Source organism: Microcoleus sp. MON1_C1 (assembly GCF_036701945.1).
Classification (GTDB): Bacteria; Cyanobacteriota; Cyanobacteriia; order Cyanobacteriales; family Microcoleaceae; genus Microcoleus.
This window is the reverse complement of sequence record NZ_JAUBRO010000017.1, coordinates 95,300-116,395: the sequence shown is the minus strand read 5'-3', so window position 1 is coordinate 116,395 and position 21,096 is coordinate 95,300. Positions and strand designations below refer to the sequence as shown.

Here is a 21,096-nt window from a genome sequence, read left to right as displayed (position 1 = left end):
GATTTTAGATTTTAGATTTTAGAGTTGACTCCCCAGCCGCCATTTGGAAGCTTGAACTTGGGTGAGTCGATTAAAGATTAAAGATTAAACAATTTACTCCACAGCCGGAGCGCAGATCCGCGCGCTTAAGTAGGTAGGCGGAAAAAATTATGTTTGTGTAAAGAAACATTAACTAGCGTGCTTCAAGTTAAGTTTAACACATTGTTTACGGCCAGTAAGTAGGTACACATAAACTTTAGTATGTCACCGACTATCAAGCTCTCATCAATCGGGCGATTGTTTGCATAAAATATCGCTTCTAAAGAGCGTTTCACGGAGTGACTATCGCTTTGGACTACATAGATATTTTGCCGCTCATCTACTTATTTAGGAATAGGTTGTTCCCAAAATTGTGCGTGGGGGATCAACATATAATACTTCAAATGACTAATCACAATTTAGTAAAAAAGTCAATACCGTTTCATCAATTCCCTTTAGTTTCAAAGGCTTATATTTAACAATGCGATTTTCCTCAACATAATCTGCCACCGCCGCCGAAATTAGCACCGTGTTTGGTTCCGTCACCTCTTGCAAGCGGGCGGCAATATTCACGCTCGGCCCGATCGCAGTATAATCCGCTCGATCGGGGCCGCCAAACATCCCCACCACCGCAGTACCCTGGTGAATTCCGCAGCGAAACCGCACCGGAGGCACGCCATTTTCCCCAACAATTCCCTGCTCCAACCAGCCCTTGTTAAGCTCCTTGAGAGCTCGCAGCATTTGCCCCGCAGCAGCCACAGCGCGACGTACTTGCTCGTTAGGCGTTAGTTCCTCCGGCGCGCCAAAGAAAGCCATTACCGCATCTCCAACAAACTTGTCCACCGTACCGCCACTGTCAAAAATAGCCTTAGTCATGGCCGCCAAATATTCATTCAACAGCTCAGCTACCCGGCGCGAGCGCAGCGTATTTGCCATTTGAGTAAAACCGACAATATCGCTAAACAAAATAGTAATCAATCGCGGTTCCGGGCGCAAATCCAGGGCCAAATCTCCAGCCGCTGCCGCCTTCACCATCGCCGGCGGTAAAAATCGGCGCAGCACCGACTCAGTTAAATAACTGTTCAACTCCTGCACTCGGCGCTCGTTTTGTTTGAGGGCGAGCAAATTCCGCACTTCCGCCAACAATTCTCGATCGTTAAAAGGCTTCGACAAATAAGCATCAGCACCCCGTTCTACTCCTTCAATTCGAGTATCTTCGTCGGCTTTAGCAGTCAGCAAAATTACCGGAGTTCCCTGCAATTCCTCATCCTCTCGAATCATCCGAATCAAATCCAAACCCGAGATCAAAGGCATCATCAAATCCGTTACGATTAAATTAGGGCGGCGTTTTTTTGCCACGGCAAATCCTTCTTGTCCATTGCGGGCGAGCAAAACTGCAAAGCCGGACTCTCGCAGAATTGCCGACACATAAAAGCGCAAATCGGGATTGTCGTCAACCACCAAAACCGTTCCTACTACCGTTTCCGATCTGACCGGTTCGAGCGCCTCAAAGTTATGATCTTCTGCCTCATTTTCCGACAAATCCGCCTCCACATCTGCCAGTTCCACCGCAGCTTTGGAGGAGTGAAACTCTGCTGGTATTTCTAGTACCTGTTCCGGGGGTAAGTGAGTCGAACCGAAGTGGAGCCAAACGGTAAAAGTAGTACCTTCGCCGTAAACTGACTCAACTGAAATTTGACCCCCGTGGAGTTCGACTAATTCTTTGACAAGTGCCAAACCTAAGCCGCTGCCTTCATAGGAACGGCTAGCTGAACCTTCGGCTTGGTGAAACCGCTCGAATAAATAGGGAATTTGTTCCGTGCGAATGCCGATACCAGTGTCTTTTACTTGCAACAAGCAGTGAGCGCCGGCGGATTCAACTTTCAGGGTGATAGTTCCGCCTTCTGGGGTGAATTTGACCGCATTTGACAGCAGGTTGTAAATAACTTTGTCAAATCTTTCAAGATCCAAATAAAGTAAAGGACATTCTTGCAGTTGGGTAATTAACTGCAGCCCTTTTTTCTCGCAGTAGGCCCGGAATGACTCTGCGGTAGAGTAACAGAAACCGACTAAATCGCAGGGGCGAAAACTCGGCTGCATCCGTCCGGCATCGAGTCGCTGCAAGTCCAGCAGTTGATTTACCAAGCGCAGCAGGCGGCGGGAATTACGCAAAGCGATTACGGCTTGTTCGTAGGGCAAGTCTTCTTTGCGGCCGCAAGCTGATTCGAGAGGGCCGATTGTGAGAGTTAGAGGCGTGCGGAACTCGTGGGAGATATTTTGGAAAAATTCGGTTTTGAGCCGATCGGCTTCCAGAAGCCGTTCTGCCTGCTGTCTGGTAGTCTGGTAGAGGCGCGACTGCTGCACGGCTAGAGCCGCTTGAGTTGCGACTATTTGAGCCAGGTCAATGTCTGAGATGTTCCAGCGGCGGATGCTGTGATTTTGGCGCAGGGAAATGCTGCCGATGATTTTGCCTTCTGAGAGTAAGGGAACGACTAACAGGGCGCGGGCTGGCGATCGAACTTGCAGTTCTGTAACATTTAACTCGGGGTGTTCGTCGAGATCTTCGATCGCCACCGGCTCTTTTGATACCATAACTTGCAGCAACACCGGATTGCCCCGAATCGGCACCAAAGACTGTGGCAGGGAAGGATGGGCAAAAACCCAGGCGGGAGCGTTGCCAACAGCATCGGCAGAAATCGTCTCAGGGCCAAGAGGGTTCGCAACTACCTCTGGAGGGTTAAAACCCTCTTCTACAGCAACGGTATCTCTATTTGTGTCGTATAGCCCCACGCATTGGACGTATTCATCATCTTCTGTCCACAGAGATAGGGCGCAGCCGTCAACTTGCAAAGCTTGGCCGAGTTGTTGAGTAATGGCTGCAAAAATATTTTGGGGATCGAGACTCGATCGAATTGCCGTAGTAATAGTATTGACTAAGGCCTCGCGCTTGGCCAGCGCCCGCACCTGTTCGTAAGCCCGGGCTTGAGAAAGCGCCAAAGCCGCTTGGTCTGCCACCGTAATTACCAACTGTACCTCGTGGTCTTGCCACTGGCGCGGTCGATCGAACTGGTGCAGCGCCAAGACTGCCATCAGTTCCATTTTGTAAAACAGCGGTACGATCAAGCTCGATCGAATATTCGCAGCTTCGTAAGCCTGCTGTCGCTGCTGATTATCCCAGTTTAAAACTCGATCGTCAGTTTGGGCATCTTGAATCACCTCCACATCCAGAGTTTCCCAAACCAAATCCGGCAGCAAATCTGGGGAGAGTTCGGCAGCAGAAGCATCTCCGGGCATCGCTTCCTCATCGCCCCCCAACTCTTTAGTTTCTGCCTTCTGGTAAACGAACCACTCATCGGCCACTCGGCCGTCTTGGAACGGCCGCAGCAGACAGCAACTCACCTCAAACATCTGCCCGACACTTTCCACAATTCTTTGCAGCATTTGCTGGTAATTGAGAGCCGATCGGATAGTATTGGTAACGGCATAAAGCAGCGATTCTTGGCTCAAAGCACGGCGCAGTTCATTGGTGCGCGTTTTCAGAAGATTGTGAGTCTCAACAGCTTGACTGACAAGATTTATCAGCTCTTGAGCATCCCAAGGCTTGGTAACGTATTTGAATACTTTGCCAGCGTTAATAGCTTCAACTAAATCTTCAACATCCGTATAGCCAGTTAAAATAATTCGGATCACGTCGGGGTACTGAGCCGCCGTCAGGCTGAGAAACTCCGTACCGCTCATTTTTGGCATTCGCTGATCCGAGATAATCACCGCAACTTCTCCCTCTTTTGCCAAAATTTCGAGAGCAGCGGGGCCAGATTCGGCTCTGAGCACTTTGTAGTCTCGATGGAAGGTGCGGTAAAGCAAGTCGAGGTTATCCGGTTCGTCATCGACGATCAGAATTTTTAGCTTAGGATTTTCTTGGGAATTCATGCACCGTTCTCCTGTGCCCCGGGGCTGTTCGATTTAATAAGTCTGATCAAAGGAAGAATTCGCCGATTTAAATTGCTGAAGTCATACCATTTTCGATTTTCGATTTTCGATTGCGAATGACTGATGACATAAGGGTTGGGATTTTGCCGAGAGTGCCATTATTTTGGGAAAATGGTATCACAATAATTCGTGGATTTGAAGTTGTTGTGAGTGTGCGAGGCAAGCATCAACCTTGATTTTTGATGTCTGGGTTTTCAATGCGGAATTCTTCTGAGCCACAGTTATCTGTCGTGCACCCCAATTTTATTATTTAATGATATTCACATAAACTCGTCTCCCGATAATTTTATTTCACCCCTTACCTTTATGCAGCAGGAGAGCCAACACTAATCTGGCCATTTTAACTGCCGTCTGGATATCTCAGAATACATAGGAATAACCGTCCTGATTGTGAGTTGATTTGCCAATTTTATGTTTGGTCCTGGCTCCTGGGACTGTTTTATTTGGTATGTGAAAGCTGCCCGCAGCAAGATACAATAGACAACCAACATCTTCGCCTGTGTTTTTTCCCACAAGTAACAGCAACTTTAACAGTCAGCCAAGGATACCGACCACAATCCGGCGCCGAGCCCCTGACTGATATTCGGGGGTGGCTGACAGACCACAGAGGTGTCTGTGGGAGTGACGCAATTGCTGTACCATTTTAGTTAGACTTGCACTTTTTTCCCCGATCTCGGCATTTTTTGTGCCTCCTGCAGACCTTCGACAAGCCAATTACTGCGGCGAAACACCGCAAGCTCGAGCATCCATCTGTTAATCTTAGCTAGGGATGTACTCTGTGGAAACCGATCGGTCGATTTTAGATTTTAGATTTTAGATTTTAGATTTACTCCACAGATGAATCGCGGAGCTTGAACTAGAGTCTAAAATTTTGATCTCTCCACGACCGGTGTCGGTGGCGGATATCGGTTGTTGGGCGGGGTCAATCAGCTCGATCGAGGTTTTGAAGGTCTCGCTCGCGCGCAGCAGAGTATCTAACCGACGGGGAAAACCCCTGCAGACTGTTTCCAGGCATCCAAATTTAAATTGGAGGTTGGAAAAGTACCCACGAGCTCAACAGGTAAGGCCGGTTCGCTCGGGGGCGGGCGATGGATTGCCCACAACTGCTGAAAGCTGGGGTGCCAGCCCGGGGGGCGGCGGGGAACATCCGACGCCCCAGCGCGCCCGGTGTTAGTCAGATCTAGTCGTTGAGTTTTTCAACTACCGCCTGACGGATAAATTATATTCGATCGGGTATTTCCGTAAGCAGAGAGCGGTAAGATTCCGGGAACCTGACGTTAAAACCTTTGTGATTGTTTTTAATACCTTGCCCGCTAAGCTGTCGCGCATTTAATTTGTAAGCTACTGTTTACTTAAACTCTTGTGATGCCGGTCGAAAGCCAGGGATCAAGCTTCAATTTAAAGGCCAAATAGCTTATCCACCAATCTAGTATTAGGGGATGAGTTTTATTTTTTCATAAATCGAGTATTAAATGCTAAAAATTTTCCATTTACCTCACCTACTCCTTAAAGTCAAGCACAATAAATGTAATTTAATCTGGCTAATAAACTATGCCTATAAGTTACGTTAGAATAGCAGTATAACATCAGTGAATTTTCTAAGATGGTAGCTTAGAAACCCGCGTAAAAAAATTAATATAGTGGCCTGGCATTGTGAATCCTTCATTTTTTTCCTCACCATCTCACCAACAACAAACTCCCGGACTTTCTGGTTTTTCGATCCGGGTCGCTGCGCCCAACGACTTAACGCAGCTAGCTGATATTTTAGCCATGAGCTTTCACTCTCGCGAGGGGTTTGTAGAATGGGTGTATCCAGTGTTGCGTTTGGGCATTTACGAAGATTTAAAAAATCGATTGCGTTCTAAGGCAGAACATTACATTTGTCTGGTTGCTGAGCTAGTCTCGCGCGAGGAGGGAACGCAGAATTATAGATCGCACCGATCTCAGCGCATGGCAGGAACAGTAGAAATGGCTCTGCGTTCTCGCTTTCCTTGGCAAATACCGAGTTCTGACTATCCTTATTTGTCGAATTTAGCCGTTCACCCGGACTATCGGCGACAGGGCGTTGCTCAACAACTGCTCAGCAACTGCGAGGAGACAGCCAGAGAATGGGGATTTTCGGAGATTTACCTCCACGTTCTGGAAAATAATCATCCGGCGCGACAGTTGTACTATCAGGCCGGCTATCGCTTGCAACAGGTGGATTGGAATTTGACTGGTAGGCTGTTCGGCCAGCCGCGCCGCCTGTTTTTACGCAAGCAGATTTCGCTATCCTAAGTTAAGTATTTGAATTGATCGTGGGGAATTGGGGCGAAACAGGAAAAAGGAAAAAACAGCTATCCGTGTATCTTTAACTTCCGAATTGTGAATCAATGGAATGGGAATCGGGAATGATAGCAATCCTAAATGATTTTCTATATCTAGAGCAATCCTAAATCATTTTCTCTGTGTAAGTATATTGACGTATTTTGGGGAAATCAAATTTATGTTCGTTAGTAAAAAACTCTCTCCAAAAATTTGACAATCTTAAAAGACCTACATAAATACCAATACTTTCTTAAAAAGTTTTTAGCTTGTAACCAAATATCTTCAACGGGATTCTGTTGGGGAGCATTGGGAGCAAATAAGATATAAGTAATTGACCAGTTATCAGGTTCTTTGTCACCCTTTAGTTCTAATAAAAAGTCTCTAAACTCTCCATATTTATGATAACTAGCTCCATCCCAAATCAAGATAATCTGGCGATTTTTATATTTATTTTGTAAGTATTTTATGAATTTAACTGTTGATTTTCCATCACCAGATGGATGGCTCTGAAGATGGAATTCTTTGCTTTGATAATTGAGTGCGCCAAAATAAGTTTGTCTATCTTTTTCATTGGTAATTGGGACTTCAATTCGGATTTTGGATTGGCCCCAAACATAACCAGTCAGATCACCATGAAGTAGATGACATTCCTCTAAAAACAATACTATTATTTCCCCAGATTCTATACCAGCCTTGTTTTTAAATAAAACATCGTTAATTTCTTCCGTCTTTTTTTTTACCAGTTCTTTATCAAGTTTAGGATTGGTTTTTTGAGTTTTTTTCCAACTAATTTTTGCCCGGTCGAAAAGTTCATAGTAACTCTGTTTTGATTTATATATCACACCAAATTCTTGCTCTAAATAAGTAACCAGCTCATCTAAATTCCCATATTATTTATTCTTTAACCACTCGATTACTTCAGTATTTTGTAGAGCTGTTAAATACCCTTTTGACCCTTTATGTCCTAGTTTGATTCCTGCGATGCCTTTGGTTTTAAATTGTTTTTTCCAATAACCCATAAAAAAATTACTTACACCTAAAATCAGGCTGATTTCATGGTAGATATTACCTGAGATAGCCATCCTTACAGCTATTGCTCGTTTTAGTTCTCTGGCATCGATATCGCTTTTAATGAAAGATTCTAATTGGGCTATTTCTTTTTCCATATCTTTTTGTGGCAGTTGTAAGTTATTCATTTTTTTATTGTCACAATCAAGTATTGCATATAATTGTATCATAGGCTTGATAATGATTTAGGATTGCTATAGTGATGAATTTTAGTTTGCTCTTAAGCCCGATCGCACAACACACTAAAATTAGTTGATAGTAAACACTTGAGCTACCAACCCTTGTGTACCTGGGAACACCTGAAAAACCCCATACACAGTTATATCAACTCCGGTAGCCTCGTCGGGCGTAAAAACCAGTCCAGAATCACGGATGGTGCAACAGAAATTGATCTAACTAATCGGCGTTAATGTGTGTTTATCTGCCTGTATATGCGGTGAAAAAAAGATAATTTTTTAACCGTATCTAACAAGGGATTGACGCTAATTCAGGCCGATAAAGATAATAGATTTATGAATAATCCCGAGGCTAACAGATTGGATATTATACCAAATCAGGCTTGAATACATCTTTATTTTTTAGCATTTTAGAGAGGGACGAAAGGCAAGTGTAAGAGCGGTTTCAAGCGTCGAGTGCTATAAAGTTTCTAACCCGGATTGAGTGTTGTGAGGAACGCCGCAGAAGTTCTGATCTGCTGCGGCGTTTTGTTCGCCAGAACAGGAGGCTTTCGCCGCCAATTCTAGAGTTCAGAGAGATTTGGTAGGAAATCCGAGGAGCCGATCGCCCCGTTAATCCCCACCAGATTCGCTAAAACCCGATCGGTTCCTGCTACTCGCAGCAACGTACCGTTGGGAGTGGCGCTAAATTGCAACTGCTGGAAACTCACTCCACCGCTCAAAACAAACTTATCGACGCCTACCTCGAAGTTAATCACAGTATCAGTGCCGCCCTCACCATTCAACACAAATTGATCGCTCCCAATACCTCCAATTAAAGTATCGTCCCCCAAGTCGCCAAACAACCAATCGTCTCCAGCACCCCCATTGAGCAGGTCGTTATCTTTACCCCCAATCAGGGTATCGCTGCCAGCATCTCCGTTGATAGTATCTTGGCCTTCGTTGCCGTAAAGCAAGTCATCGCCATCACCGCCGTTGATGCAGTCTTGCTGCTCGTTTGCGCCCACCGAGACACCCCGGTTATCAGCACGATCGCCATAGATGGTATCGTTGCCCTCGCCACCGCAGAGTTCATCGCTGCCGTCACCGCCGTAAATCAAGTCGTCGCCGAGATCTCCGTGTATGAGGTCGTTAGCTTTACCGCCGTAAATCAAGTCGTTGTCTTGACCGCCACTGATGGTATCGTCACCCTCATCGCCGAACAGCACATCAGCACCGATGCCCCCAAAGAGCAAGTCCTGACCGCCAACATCATTAGCTCGACTTCGAGCACCGCCGTACATGGTGTCGTCGCCGCTGTCGCCAACAAGGGTATCAGAGCCGAGTTCGCCCCAAATCAGGTCATTATCTTTGCCACCCCAAACACAATCATTGCCTTTACCTGCTTGCACGGTATCATTACCGTGGCCGCCGCCGATGATGTCGTTGCCGCCGTCGGCAAAGATTAAGTCTTGTTCGCCGAGATCCCCGATGGACTGGGAACTGCCACTGTCGCCGAGCAGAGTATCAGCTCCTTCGCCGCCGTAGAGGGTATCGGAGCCTAATTGACCGTAGATGATGTCATTGCCTTTACCTCCGTAAGCGCGATCGTTATCTTTGCCTGCAACCAGCGTATCGTTGGCTTGTTGGCCGTTGAGGAAGTCGTTACCGAAGCCTCCGTACAGCAAGTCGCGTCCCTGGGAGTCGCTGGCTCTTCGATCGCGGATGCCCCCAAACAAGCTGTCGGAGCCGATGCCACCAAACAACGTATCGGAGCCGAGTTCGCCCCAAATCAGGTCATTTTCTTTACCTCCAAGGGCAATATCGTCACCTTTGCCGGTATGGATGGTATCGTCGCCCTCGTTGCCGTTAATGAGGTCTGCACCCTCGCCTCCAAAAATCAAATCGCGAGCATCCTCAGGACTCTGGGAGTTGTTCTGGCCGGTGTCTCCGAGAATCGTATCCGCACCTCGATCTCCAAACAGGTTGTCAGAGCCTAAGTCGCCGGCAATCCAGTCGTTCTGTTTGCCTGCGAATACGATATCCTTGCCCTCGTCTCCGTAAACAATATCGGTGTCAATGCCCCCAAAAATCGTGTCATTGTCTTCGTTGCCGTAAATTTCGTCCGCGCCGTCTTCACCTAAAAGCAGGTCGTTGCCTTCAAAACCGACAATTTTTTGGTTGCCTTTGGTGTCTACGATGAAGTCATCGCCGCCGGTTCCTTTGGTGGTTTGTCCCTCTGAAAATTGTGAAATAGGCCGGACAAATCCAACTGCGGGTGGTTGCTGCGGGGGCGCAAAGTTAATTCCCGGTTTTTCAATAATGGGCTGACACAAACAGTCGGTATCTGGTTCTCCGATCGGATTTGAGAGGATCGGGGATGCCGGCGTTGGTGTGGGAGTTGGCGCAACTGGCCGCAAAATAGCCACCACAGTAGCGGCTGCGGGACTGGAGGCGCCCCTGTTGTCTGTGGCGCTGTAGGTGAAATTGGCTCCTGTAAAGTTGCCTGTCGTGAAGAAAAATAGTTGCTGTAACTGTTCTGGAGTCAGGACTTGGCCTGGTGTCACCGGTACGCCGCCGTTGGCGGGATCTCCTAAAAACAGGACTGCTTGGTCTGGTGAGGGCAGGGTGTCGATGGTGTAAGAGACGATCGACCCGTCGGGGTCGCTGCCTCCCAATCCGGTGACTAACTGGCTGCTGTTGGGGCCTAGGCTGGAGTTGGCATTGTTAGCCAATGGCGGTTGGTTGTCAGTTGGAAGTATGGCCGCAACAGTAGCGACAGCGGGACTGGTGGCGCCGCTGTTGTCTGTGGCGCTGTAGGTGAAATTGGCTCCTGTAAAGTTGCCTGTGGCTTGGAAAAATAGTTGCTGTAACTGTTCTGGAGTCAGGACTTGACCTGGTGTCACCGCAACGCCACCGCCCAAAGCTGGATCTCCTAAAAACAGGACGGCTTGGTCTGCTGGGGGCAGGGTGTTGATCGTGTAAGAGACGATCGACCCGTCGGGGTCGCTGCCTCCCAATCCGGTGACTAACTGGCTGCTATTGGGTCCTAGGCTGGAGTTGGCATTGTTGGCAACTGGTGGTTGGTTGGGAGTTGGTGTGGGAGTTGGAGTTGTGGGAGTTGGTGTGGGAGTTGGAGTTGTGGGAGTTGGTGTGGGAGTTGGCACTATCAGTCCATCCACAGTAGCGGTAGCAGGGGGACTGATAGCACCGCTGTTGTCTTTCGCGCTGTAGGTGAAATTGGTTCCTGTAAAGTTGCCTGTCGTGAAGAAAAATAGTTGCTGTAACTGTTCTGGAGTCAGGACTTGGCCTGGTGTGACTGCTTGACCGCCGTTGGCTGGATCTCCTAAAAACAGGACTGCTTGGTCTGCTGGGGGCAGGGTGTTAATGGTGTAAGAGACGATCGACCCGTCGGGGTCGCTGCCTCCCAATCCTGTGACTAACTGGCTGCTGTTGGGCCCGAGGCTGGAGTTGGCATTGTTGGCCAATGGCGGTTGGTTGTCAGTTGGAGTTGGCGTTGGTGTGGGAGTTGGCGCAACTGGCCGCAAGATAGCCGCCACAGTAGCGGCCGCGGGACTGGAGGCGCCACTGTTGTCTGTGGCGCTGTAGGTGAAATTGGCTCCTGTAAAGTTGCCTGTGGTGAAGAAAAATAGTTGCTGCAACTGTTCTGGAGTCAGGACTTGACCTGCTGTGACTGGTACGCCACCGCCCAAAGCTGGATCTCCTAAAAACAGGACTGCTTGGTCTGGTGAGGGCAGGGTGTCGATGGTGTAAGAGACGATCGACCCGTCGGGGTCGCTGCCTCCCAATCCCGTGACTAACTGGCTGCTGTTGGGCTCTAGGCTTGAGTTGGCATTGTTGGCAACTGGTGGTTGGTTGGGAGTTGAAAGTATGGCAGCCACAGTAGCGCTAGCGGGACTGCTGGCGCCGCTGTTGTCTGTGGCGCTGTAGGTGAAATTTGCTCCTGTAAAGTTGCCTGTCGTGAAGAAAAATAGTTGCTGTAACTGTTCTGGAGTCAGGACTTGACCTGCTGTGACTGGTACGCCGCCATTGGCTGGATCTCCTAAAAACAGGACTGCTTGGTCTGGTGAGGGCAGGGTGTCGATGGTGTAAGAGACGATCGACCCGTCGGGGTCGCTGCCTCCCAATCCTGTGACTAACTGGCTGCTGTTGGGCCCGAGGCTGGAGTGGGCATTGTTGGCTAATGGCGGTTGGTTGGAAGTTGGAGTTGTTGGAGTTGTTGGAGTTGGCGCCACTGGGCGCAAGATAGCCGCGACAGTAGCGACAGCGGGACTGGTGGCGCCGCTGTTGTCTGTGGCACTGTAGGTGAAATTGGCTCCTGTAAAGTTGTCCTTCGTGGAGAAAAATAGTTGCTGTAACTGTGCTGGAGTCAGGACTTGGCCTGGTGTCACTGGTACGCCGCCGTTGGCTGGATCTCCTAAAAACAGGACTGCTTGGTCTGGTGAGGGCAGGGTGTTGATGGTGTAAGAGGCGATCGACCCGTCGGGGTCGCTGCCTCCCAATCCGGTGACTAACTGGCTGCTGTTGGGCTCGAGGCTGGAGTTGGCATTGTTGGCCAATGGCGGTTGGTTGTTAGTTGGAGTTGGCGTTGGTGTGGGAGTTGGCGCAACCGGCCGCAAGATAGCCGTCACAGTAGCGGCCGCGGGACTGGAGGCGCCGCTGTTGTCTTTCGCGCTGTAGGTGAAATTTGCTCCTGTAAAGTTGCCTGTTGTGAAGAAAAATAGTTGCTGTAACTGTTCTGGAGTCAGGACTTGGCCTGGTGTGACTGGTACGCCGCCATTGGCTGGATCTCCTAAAAACAGGACTGCTTGGTCTGGTGAGGGCAGGGTGTCGATGGTGTAAGAGGCGATCGACCCGTCGGGGTCGCTTCCTCCTAATCCTGTGACTAACTGGCTGCTGTTGGGCTCTAGGCTGGAGTTGGCATTGTTGGCTAATGGTGGCTGGTTGTCAGTTGGAGTTGGCGTTGGTGTGGGAGTTGTTGGAGTCGGTGTTGGTGTGGGAGTTGTTGGAGTCGGTGTTGGTGTGGGAGTTGTTGGAGTCGGTGTTGGTGTGGGAGTTGTTGGAGTCGGTGTTGGTGTGGGAGTTGGAGTTGGAGTCGGTGTTGGTGTGGGAGTTGGAGTTGGAGTCAGAGGTGTGGTGAATGTAGCTTCGTTGTTGGTGGGAGTGGGGTCAACCGTAGGTGAGCTACTTCTGGCGGTGTTGCTGACGCTGCCTGATGCAGGTGCGATGAAGCTGACTGTGTTGGTGACGGTGGCTGTGTTGGCTAAGCTGATAGCCTCGAAGGTGACTATACCTGTAGCGGCATCGTAGACACCGCCGTTGGAGGGGATGACTCCTGTTAAATTCGGAAGGATGGTGTCGGTAACGGTGACGTTTGCGGCTGTGCTTGGGCCGTTATTGACTGTCGAAATTGTGTAAGTAACTCTTTCACCCGCTGCTGCTGCCGTAGTTCCCGTTTTGGTGGTAACGAGGTCGGCACTAGGTGTCAGAGGTGTGGTGAATGTAGCTTCGTTGTTGGCGGGAGTGGGGTCAACCGTAGGTGAGCTACTTCTGGCGGTGTTGCTGACGCTGCCTGATGCAGGTGCGATGAAGCTGACTGTGTTGGTGACGGTGGCTGTGTTGGCTAAGCTGATAGCCTCGAAGGTGACTATACCTGTAGCGGCATCGTAGACACCGCCGTTGGAGGGGATGACTCCGGTTAAATTCGGAAGGATGGTGTCGGTAACGGTGACATTTTCGGCTGTGCTTGGGCCGTTATTGACTGTCGAAATTGTGTAAGTAACTGCTTCACCTGGTGCTGCTGCCGTAGTCCCGGTTTTGGTGGTAACGAGGTCGGCAAGAGCATCAACAATTGTAGTTGAGACTTGAGAAATGAGTTGGGAACTATTGTTGTTAGCTAGATCTGGGTCGAAAGTGCTGGAGCTGCTATAGGCAGTGTTAGTTAAGGTAGCACCGGCGGTTGCGAGAACTGTGGCGGTGATGGTGCGAGTTTCACTAGCACCGTTAGCCAGAGTTGGAATCGCCGGCCAGATGACCATCCTCGTTGTGGAATTGAAAGTACCGCTGTTGTCAGTGCTGACAAAAGTTAAGCCCTCTGGGAGCGGATCTTGAATCAGGACGCTTTCGGCGTTGTTTGGCCCGTTATTTGTGGAGGTAATTGTATAGGTAATGGTGCTATTGGGTATGGCATAGAGCGGGCCTTTTTTAACAATGGAAACGTCGGCTACGAGTGTAGGTTGATTTATACTTTCGACTATGACATTGTTAACTTCGTGAATGTTTGTATTTCCCCCTGTCGAAGCAGCAAAGCCAAATTTAAAAGTACGTGGCACTTCTCCGTTTATGCTTGCCAAGTTTGGTATGTCGAGCAGTGTTTCGCCCGCATCAAATGTGCCGTTTCTGTTCACGTCGAAGGCAACTGTAAGACGGTTAGGTGTTGCTGGAGTGCTCGGGAATAATGTAATTTGGACGGTTCTTTTAGCCTCAGCGCGAATGGTTGTATCTTTATTATCTATGCCAATAGAAACCCCGGTCAAAGTGTTAGTTAAAAGACTAGAACCTAAAAATTTATAATTTTCGGTTGAGATTGTGCTTGCCCTGCCTCTAATTCCTACTGCATCAGGTAGCGGCCCCGTGCCACCCTGTTTTCCAGCAATAGTGCTAGAATAATTGCCAAACTCGTCTAATCCAATACCTAAATAACCTCCTACAATACCCGGTGAATTTGAATTAGTATTTTGAGCATAGCCAAGAGAGCCGCCAAAGCCTCCGGCTTCTGTTGGCGTAGCTTTTCCGTCAATTAGGAAAAAACTAATGCCATCGGCACCAAGGAGGTTATTCTGCTGATCGACGACAGTACCTCTGTTATAGGCAAAGAAATCAAAGGTAACTCTCAGGCCCTCAGTGGCGGAGATGGGGTTGTTGTAGATTACAAAAGCTGATTGTCCAAAGGCGTTTGATGTTAATCTCAAAGTACCGCTTCCGGGTGTATCGCCAGTCCCTAAAGCGGGAATAACGCCGCTACGGTTTTGTGTACTACCTGCGGTTAAGCCTGGGTTAGCTGTAGTGGGGTTGCCAACTCCATATATCCAAGGCCCGATTACGGTTGAATTTTTAAATTCTTCAGCCGCTAAGGTGGCCAGGACTGATGTGTAGCCTTCTAGGACTTCTTTTTCAAAGGCTATTTCGGTATTTATTGGTCCTGTAGTAATTTCTAATTCCCAGTCTCCACCTAATGCTGCACTCCCTGTTAGGTTATTGGAAGCGGCAATATTTGCTCCTGTTATTTCACTGAGTTTTTGTATGAATTTAATGCCGGATTCGCCAGAGGCTATGTTACAGCCGTAAAGCAGAATGCTGCCGGATTCGTTAAGGGCTTTTCCCCACTGCTGCAATTGGTTGCTGTAGGTTTCTAGATTATCAATATTAAGTTCTGTTGAGCCGATTTCTACTGCTGCTTCTCGGCCGTGAGAAACTATGTGCAGGCTGGTGATGCTGCTGGGCTGACCCAGAATTTCGGTGATTTGCTCGATCGCCTCCCTAGTAGGATTGAGTACAAATACTTCCGTTCCTGCTTTAATACCACCGATCAATTGCTGGTAGTTTTCAACTCGGGAGTCAACAATTACTAGAGATTTTTTGGCTTCTGCTGCTGTAGAGCTTGCTTTTGTTAAAAAAAAGTTGTTCTTAGTGGCAAGATGGGTAGATTTAGGTATTTTTACGGCTGAAAAATGCCGCTGATTGGAGATCATTTTCTTTATGCCCTGATTGAGTTATTAGTTTTAACTTACCCACCTTGATAAAATTCCATAAACACCATAATATAAATTTTCAATAAATTATTTATATAGAAATAATTTATTACTTACGTATTTTTTGGGTTGAGATTTTAGGAAAGAGTAGAACGGGGGCTGCAGCGGGTGGCTAGGGCGACAAATCACCGCAACTTCTACGCAAGCGTTTTCGGGCTTTGAGTGCGCCAGCCAAGCCTTTTTATTTGAGAAGAGGCTATGCCACAACAGAGAGATTTCGATCGCCCATTATTGACGGCTTGCTGAAAAAAAGGCAATGATTGCGGTAACGCGAGGGTTCTAAGTACGGTTGTAGGTATAATTTTTTGTTTAATCTTCACCGTAAGTCAACTTAAAGTCAACTTAAAAAATTGGTTTCCGAGAAGTGGAAAATTTTAAATTTTAGATTCGATTTACTACTGGATTTACTACTGGGGGTCATTGACATTGCCGCCAAATTGAGTTATATAAATAATTTATAAAAAAAATCCTAACAACCACTAAAGCATACAAAAATTAACAGATCGTAAGGCAAGTTAACACGAGCTACGAGTTGGCAAGTGGCACTAATCTATGATTAAAAATTTCGGGTGGCGTCAGCCAAAGGTAGTGAAGCGATCGCAGGATTTGAGAATTGAACGCGAGATTTGCCCAAAAAGTTCATTCAAATACTACGGTGAAGTGCTTTGTGGTGCGTGCGTACCCTACGGGAGAGGCTGAAAAATTGAGGGTGGCACGATCGCACTTTCTCGGACTCAGCCACCCCCAATTCCGCGCTTTTTAAACGTTAGTTAATATCGAGTTCCCGCACTAAAAAAGCCCATTCATCTGCCAATTCTTCAATGATTTTCGCAGTGGGTTTGCCGGCACCGTGTCCCGCTTTAGTTTCAATGCGAATTAACACGGGTTTTTCTCCCGCGTGGGTTTCTTGCAAGGCAGAAGCAAACTTGAAACTGTGGGCCGGAACTACTCGATCGTCGTGATCGGCAGTTGTAATCATTGTCGCCGGATAAGCCGTTCCCGGTTTGAGGTTGTGCAACGGAGAATAGCCGTGAATTGTGGAAAATTCTTCAGGATTTTCCGGCGAACCGTATTCAGAAGTCCAGGCCCAACCAATGGTAAACTTGTGGAAGCGCAACATATCCATGACGCCGACTGCCGGCAGGGCTGCACCGAACAATTCCGGCCGCTGAGTCATGCAAGCCCCTACTAATAAACCGCCGTTGCTACCGCCTGCGATCGCCAATTTTGCAGGTTTGGTGTACTTGTTTTCGATCAACCATTCAGCGGCGCTGATAAAGTCATCAAACACGTTCTGCTTATTCAACTTTGTGCCTGCTTGGTGCCAGGATTCCCCGTACTCGCCGCCTCCCCGCAAACAGGCGATCGCATAAACTCCACCCATCTCCAGCCACACGACATTGCTAACAGAAAAACTCGGAGTTAGCGAGATGCCAAAACCACCGTAGCCGTAAAGGTAGGTGGGGTTATTGCCATCCAACTGCAAGCCTTTCTTGTGGGTAATAAACATGGGTACTTGCGTACCGTCTTTGCTCGGGTAAAATACTTGTTTTGTCTCGTAATCGTCGGGATTAAAATCGACCTTTGGCTGCCGATAAATCGTACTTTCATCTGTCACCATATTGTAGCGATAAATGGTGTTTGGTGCAGTAAAACTGGTGTAAGCATAAAAAGTTTCGGTGTCGTCCCGCTTGCCGCCGAATCCTCCCGCTGAACCGATTCCGGGCAAGGCAACTTCTCGCACGAAAGAGCCGTCTAAACTGAAAATTTTAATCTGAGTGTAGGCGTCTTTCAAGTAGGAAGCGACAAATTGATTGTTCAGGAGGCCTATGCCTTCGAGAGTTTCTGCTGCTTCGGGGATAATTTCTGTAAACCCCCCCTCCCTGGGCGACGGGGGGGTTTCATCACAAGCGAGGGATGAAGGAGGTGGGTTGTTGGTGTCGATCGCAATTACGCGGCCTAACGGTGCATCCAAGTTTGTTTGAAACCAGAAAATAGAGCCCTCATTGTCGATGAAACTGTACTCAGCCTCGAATTCGCTAATCAGTTCTACAACGGTTGATTCCGGTGCAGTTAAATCCTTGTAGAAAATCAAGTTTTTGGTTTCAGTTCCTTGCCAAACTGAGATAATCAAGTATTGACCATCTTCGGTGACGCCGCCGCTAAATCCCCACTCTTTTTGGTCGGGTCGCTCGTAGATTAATACATCTTCAGATTGGGGCGTGCCGATTTGGTGGTAAAACAGTTTTTGGTAATAGTTAACGTCTTCGTGCTTGCTTTTTTCGTTGGGTTCGTCGTAGCGACTATAAAAAAAGCCTTTGCCGTCGTGAGTCCAGGATGCTCCTGAGAATTTAATCCACTTTAAATGGTCTGATAAATCTTCGCCGGTTGCCACCTCGCGGACTTTCCATTCCTGCCAGTCGGAACCGGAAGTTGACAAACCGTAGGCCATGTACTTGCCGTCTTCGCTGATAGCTATCCCACCCAAAGCAACAGTTCCGTCTTCTGAGAGAGTGTTGGGGTCAATTAATACTTTGGGTTCGCCGTCGAGGGATGTTAAAGTGTAGAGTACGGATTGATTTTGCAGGCCGTCATTCTTGTAGTAGAAATAGCGATCGCCTTCTTTGAAAGGTATGCCGTATTTCTCGTAATCCCAAAGTTGAGTTAGGCGCTGTTTGATTTTTTCCCGCGCCGGAATTTCGTTGAGGTAGGCAAAAGTGACTGCGTTTTGGGCTTCCACCCAAGCTTGGGTTTCCTCAGAGTCGGGATTTTCCAGCCACCTGTAGGGGTCGGATACTTTGACGCCGTGGTAGTCGTCTGTTTGGTCGATTTTGCGGGTTGTGGGGTAGGTGAAAGGTCGATCGAATTGGGTCATGATTTTTTACTACTCTCGGTAACTTTGTCCAGTTTACCCTTTCGCGGCAGTGACGACAGGGAACAACGAAACCCAACACCAAATAGCAAATACCCGACAGATGGAAACCTGTCGCTACACAGACAAAACCCGCCGACGCGGGTTTCATATCTTACAAATTTCTCATTACGAGCCTTAGCGAAGCAATCACAGAAGCTTGGGATATAGGACTTGTGGCATCAATTCTGAACTCTTCTTGCTATCTTCTCTTCCTTCGTGACAGTAGCGCTAACGTGCCACTTCCCTAACGCACCTCGAAGCGGTTCGTTTCTCTTACTTTTCAATCACTAATCACCCGTTTTTAACTAATCCAACTCTCTCCTTCCTTCCAAAGCGCGAGCCAATGTAACCTCATCGGCATATTCCAAATCTCCCCCCATCGGCAAACCAAAAGCTATGCGCGTCACTAGGGTAAAAGGTTTTAATAAGTGACCGATATAAAGAGTAGTAGTTTCGCCTTCCACGCTGGGACTAATAGCAATAATTACTTCCTTAATCTTTTGCTGACTGACGCGCCGGACTAATGGTTGAATGTTCAATTGTTCCGGGCCAATTCCATCCATCGGCGAGATAACGCCGCCAACAACATGATATTTACCCATATATTCCCGCGTTTTTTCTAAAGCGATTACATCGCGGGATTCTGATACTACACAAAGGGTATGACTGTCGCGGTTTGTATTGCGGCAAATTTCGCAAACAGGGTCAGCAGATAAGTGAAAGCATACTTGACAGAAACCTACTTGCTGTTTGGCATCAATCAAAGATTTAGCTAGGGCTTGCACTTCTTCTTCCGGTCGCTTCAAAATATGTAAAGCGAGCCGCTGGGCTGTTTTTGGACCGACTCCTGGCAAGCGCTGCAATTGTTCGATTAAACGAGCTAAAGGTCGAGTGTACATTAAAAATTGGCGGTAATTGGTAATATCATTTCTGGTTGATTCGCGATCGTATAATTTGCGCGATGTAGGGGCGGGTTTTACCAACCATCTATGTTTTAAACTAAGTATATCATAAACCCGCCCCGCCTATTCACTGATGAGTCTTGACTAATTTACCCTCCACTAATTTTAGCTTTGTAGCCTAACTTTGTGATAATTTCTAGCAGTTTTTGCTTGTGTTCGCCTTGAATTTCGATTTCATTTTCTTTGACTGTTCCGCCAGTACCGCATTGCGCTTTTAGCTGCTTTGTCAAAGCTGCTAATGTTTCGGGTTTTTCCTGGAATCCGCTGATGACTGTAACTGTTTTGCCGCCGCGTCCTTTTCGGGATGCTTCGATTTTGAGATTTTGTTGATTTGGTGGAATTTCTTGTATTCCTCGTTGGAGGGCCGCAGAGTTGTCAATATTGCCAAATTCGGAGTAAACAATTCGTTTTCCTGATTGGTTATTTGTATTGGAGTTTTTGGGTTTTGATGTACTCATAGTAGTTTGGTATTTGGGAGTTATGCCTGGTAGCGCATGGGCCGGGCAGTCCGGCAGGGAATGAATTCCCTGCCTCATAGCTAAAGTCCTCTTCAGAGGACTGTAGAATGTGTTTGAGAATGGTTGATTTAGGTGAGTTTTCAGGGAATATAATCTCTGAGATTTGCGGTTGGTTGTACATAGATTGTACTTGATATTAGCAGTCAGTTAAAACTGACTTTAGCTCTCTCGACAGGGAATTCATTCCCTGGCGGGCTATCAGGGCGATCGCACATTCCCCGGTTTCAATTGAATTATATCGTTTACTGTTGTTTCTGGAGGAGTGAACCGCTGAGGGCGTCCAGGAAGAGAAGAGGGAGATGGATAATTCTGTTGAAGCGCGGGTTTGAGATGGGTGGGGAATTTAATTTTAGTTGGTTAAGTGCGATCGGGCGCAAGCAAAGAACCCCGACTTCGCAGAAGTTGTCGGGGTTCTAATCAATTAATTTCACCAGTAAGTGGGGATCAACCCGATACCTTTATAGAAACGTTGGCACTGATTGAAGCGTTTCTCTATATCGAGGGAATAAAACCCGATTAGGAGCAAATAATGCCCGACCACTCTTGATGTCCTCGACCTGGTTGACACTGAAATTGCCGTCCGACCCAAATAATTCCCCATTTATTTTGGTTGCGTTTTAATTCAACGCGGTGTCGTAGTGCACGGGCTGAATCGTCAGCTAGACCTATTCGGGTGTATAAAATTACAGATGTTCCTTCTCGGGAATATGTAATTGAAATCTCTTCATAAATTCTTCCTTCTTCATCTTCCAACCCCCTAAACAATTGTGCCGCTACGGCTTTTGGATTAGTCGCTGTAATGCCTTCCGAAGAGATGAATTCTTGTACGTTAACCACCTGATAATTAAAACGTGGATTGTTCGCTGCATTGAGTTTAGCCCAAGTTTTATCGCCGACAATGCCGTCGGGAACCAGTTGTTGGGACTTTTGGAAATTGATGACAGCTTGCTTAGTTTTTGATCCAAAAATACCATCAATGATACCTGGATAAAAATTTAATTTTTTCAAACCTTCTTGTAGCTGGGTGACTTCGGTGCCTTGTGAGCCTTCTTGAAGCAGAATAGAAATAGAGTTCATGATTTTTCCTTACTTAGTTGTATGTTGTATTTCATGTTTGAGATAAACATGGACTTAACTTCACTACTGAATATATTCACTCCTGAATATACCCATTCCGTATAAACACGTATAAAGCATAAATTTTATTCAAATACTCAATTTTGGAGACCATCGAAAACGACCGAATCGACCTTTCAGCGATTTGCACACCCGATCGCCCACAGCCCCATCGACTCGATATAATGAAATCTGTCCCATTATCCCCACAAGTTT

At 47.5% G+C, this 21,096-nt stretch carries 9 protein-coding genes; 1 reads left to right on the top strand and 8 read right to left on the bottom strand.

Annotated features, from left to right (window positions below):
* Positions 1-426: 426 nt before the first annotated feature.
* Complete coding sequence (locus QUA62_RS12150; RefSeq protein WP_190663390.1) at positions 427-3,948, bottom strand: response regulator; 3,522 nt, start codon at positions 3,946-3,948, stop codon at positions 427-429.
* 1,713 nt (positions 3,949-5,661) lie between these two features.
* Between QUA62_RS12150 and QUA62_RS12145 the strand changes: the two genes are divergently transcribed.
* Positions 5,662-6,285, top strand: coding sequence for a GNAT family N-acetyltransferase (locus QUA62_RS12145; RefSeq protein ID WP_333287781.1), 624 nt, complete (start codon positions 5,662-5,664; stop codon positions 6,283-6,285).
* Positions 6,286-6,500: 215 nt separating this feature from the next.
* Here QUA62_RS12145 and QUA62_RS12140 read toward each other — a convergent pair whose 3' ends face one another.
* From QUA62_RS12140 to QUA62_RS12110, 7 genes are all read right to left on the bottom strand, one after another.
* Positions 6,501-7,187: an IS630 family transposase gene (locus QUA62_RS12140; protein ID WP_333404287.1), complete on the bottom strand. Its 687-nt coding sequence runs from the start codon at positions 7,185-7,187 to the stop codon at positions 6,501-6,503.
* Positions 7,188-7,205: 18 nt separating this feature from the next.
* The gene (locus tag QUA62_RS12135) at positions 7,206-7,511 is read right to left on the bottom strand and encodes a hypothetical protein (protein ID WP_333404253.1); all 306 of its coding nucleotides are present in this window, start codon (positions 7,509-7,511) and stop codon (positions 7,206-7,208) included.
* Positions 7,512-8,122: 611 nt separating this feature from the next.
* A complete protein-coding gene (locus tag QUA62_RS12130; RefSeq protein ID WP_333404251.1) occupies positions 8,123-15,310 on the bottom strand; it encodes a DUF4347 domain-containing protein in 7,188 nt (2,395 codons plus the stop codon).
* 826 nt (positions 15,311-16,136) lie between these two features.
* Positions 16,137-18,245, bottom strand: coding sequence for a prolyl oligopeptidase family serine peptidase (locus QUA62_RS12125; RefSeq protein WP_333404249.1), 2,109 nt, complete (start codon positions 18,243-18,245; stop codon positions 16,137-16,139).
* 344 nt (positions 18,246-18,589) lie between these two features.
* A complete protein-coding gene (recR, locus tag QUA62_RS12120) occupies positions 18,590-19,183 on the bottom strand; it encodes a recombination mediator RecR (protein ID WP_006634457.1) in 594 nt (197 codons plus the stop codon).
* Positions 19,184-19,335: 152 nt separating this feature from the next.
* The gene (locus tag QUA62_RS12115; RefSeq protein WP_190663395.1) at positions 19,336-19,704 is read right to left on the bottom strand and encodes a translation initiation factor; all 369 of its coding nucleotides are present in this window, start codon (positions 19,702-19,704) and stop codon (positions 19,336-19,338) included.
* A 576-nt stretch (positions 19,705-20,280) separates the two neighbouring features.
* A complete protein-coding gene (locus QUA62_RS12110; protein WP_333404246.1) occupies positions 20,281-20,841 on the bottom strand; it encodes a peptidoglycan-binding domain-containing protein in 561 nt (186 codons plus the stop codon).
* Positions 20,842-21,096 lie beyond the last annotated feature (255 nt).

Excerpts from the sequence above, each read along its gene's own strand:
- QUA62_RS12150 (WP_190663390.1), bottom strand. The coding sequence starts at position 3,948 with ATGAATTCCCAAGAAAATCCTAAGCTAAAAATTCTGATCGTCGATGAC.
- QUA62_RS12135 (WP_333404253.1), bottom strand. The coding sequence starts at position 7,511 with ATGAATAACTTACAACTGCCACAAAAAGATATGGAAAAAGAAATAGCC.
- QUA62_RS12130 (WP_333404251.1), bottom strand. The coding sequence starts at position 15,310 with ATGATCTCCAATCAGCGGCATTTTTCAGCCGTAAAAATACCTAAATCT.
- QUA62_RS12125 (WP_333404249.1), bottom strand. The coding sequence starts at position 18,245 with ATGACCCAATTCGATCGACCTTTCACCTACCCCACAACCCGCAAAATC.
- recR (WP_006634457.1), bottom strand. The coding sequence starts at position 19,183 with ATGTACACTCGACCTTTAGCTCGTTTAATCGAACAATTGCAGCGCTTG.
- QUA62_RS12115 (WP_190663395.1), bottom strand. The coding sequence starts at position 19,704 with ATGAGTACATCAAAACCCAAAAACTCCAATACAAATAACCAATCAGGA.
- QUA62_RS12110 (WP_333404246.1), bottom strand. The coding sequence starts at position 20,841 with ATGAACTCTATTTCTATTCTGCTTCAAGAAGGCTCACAAGGCACCGAA.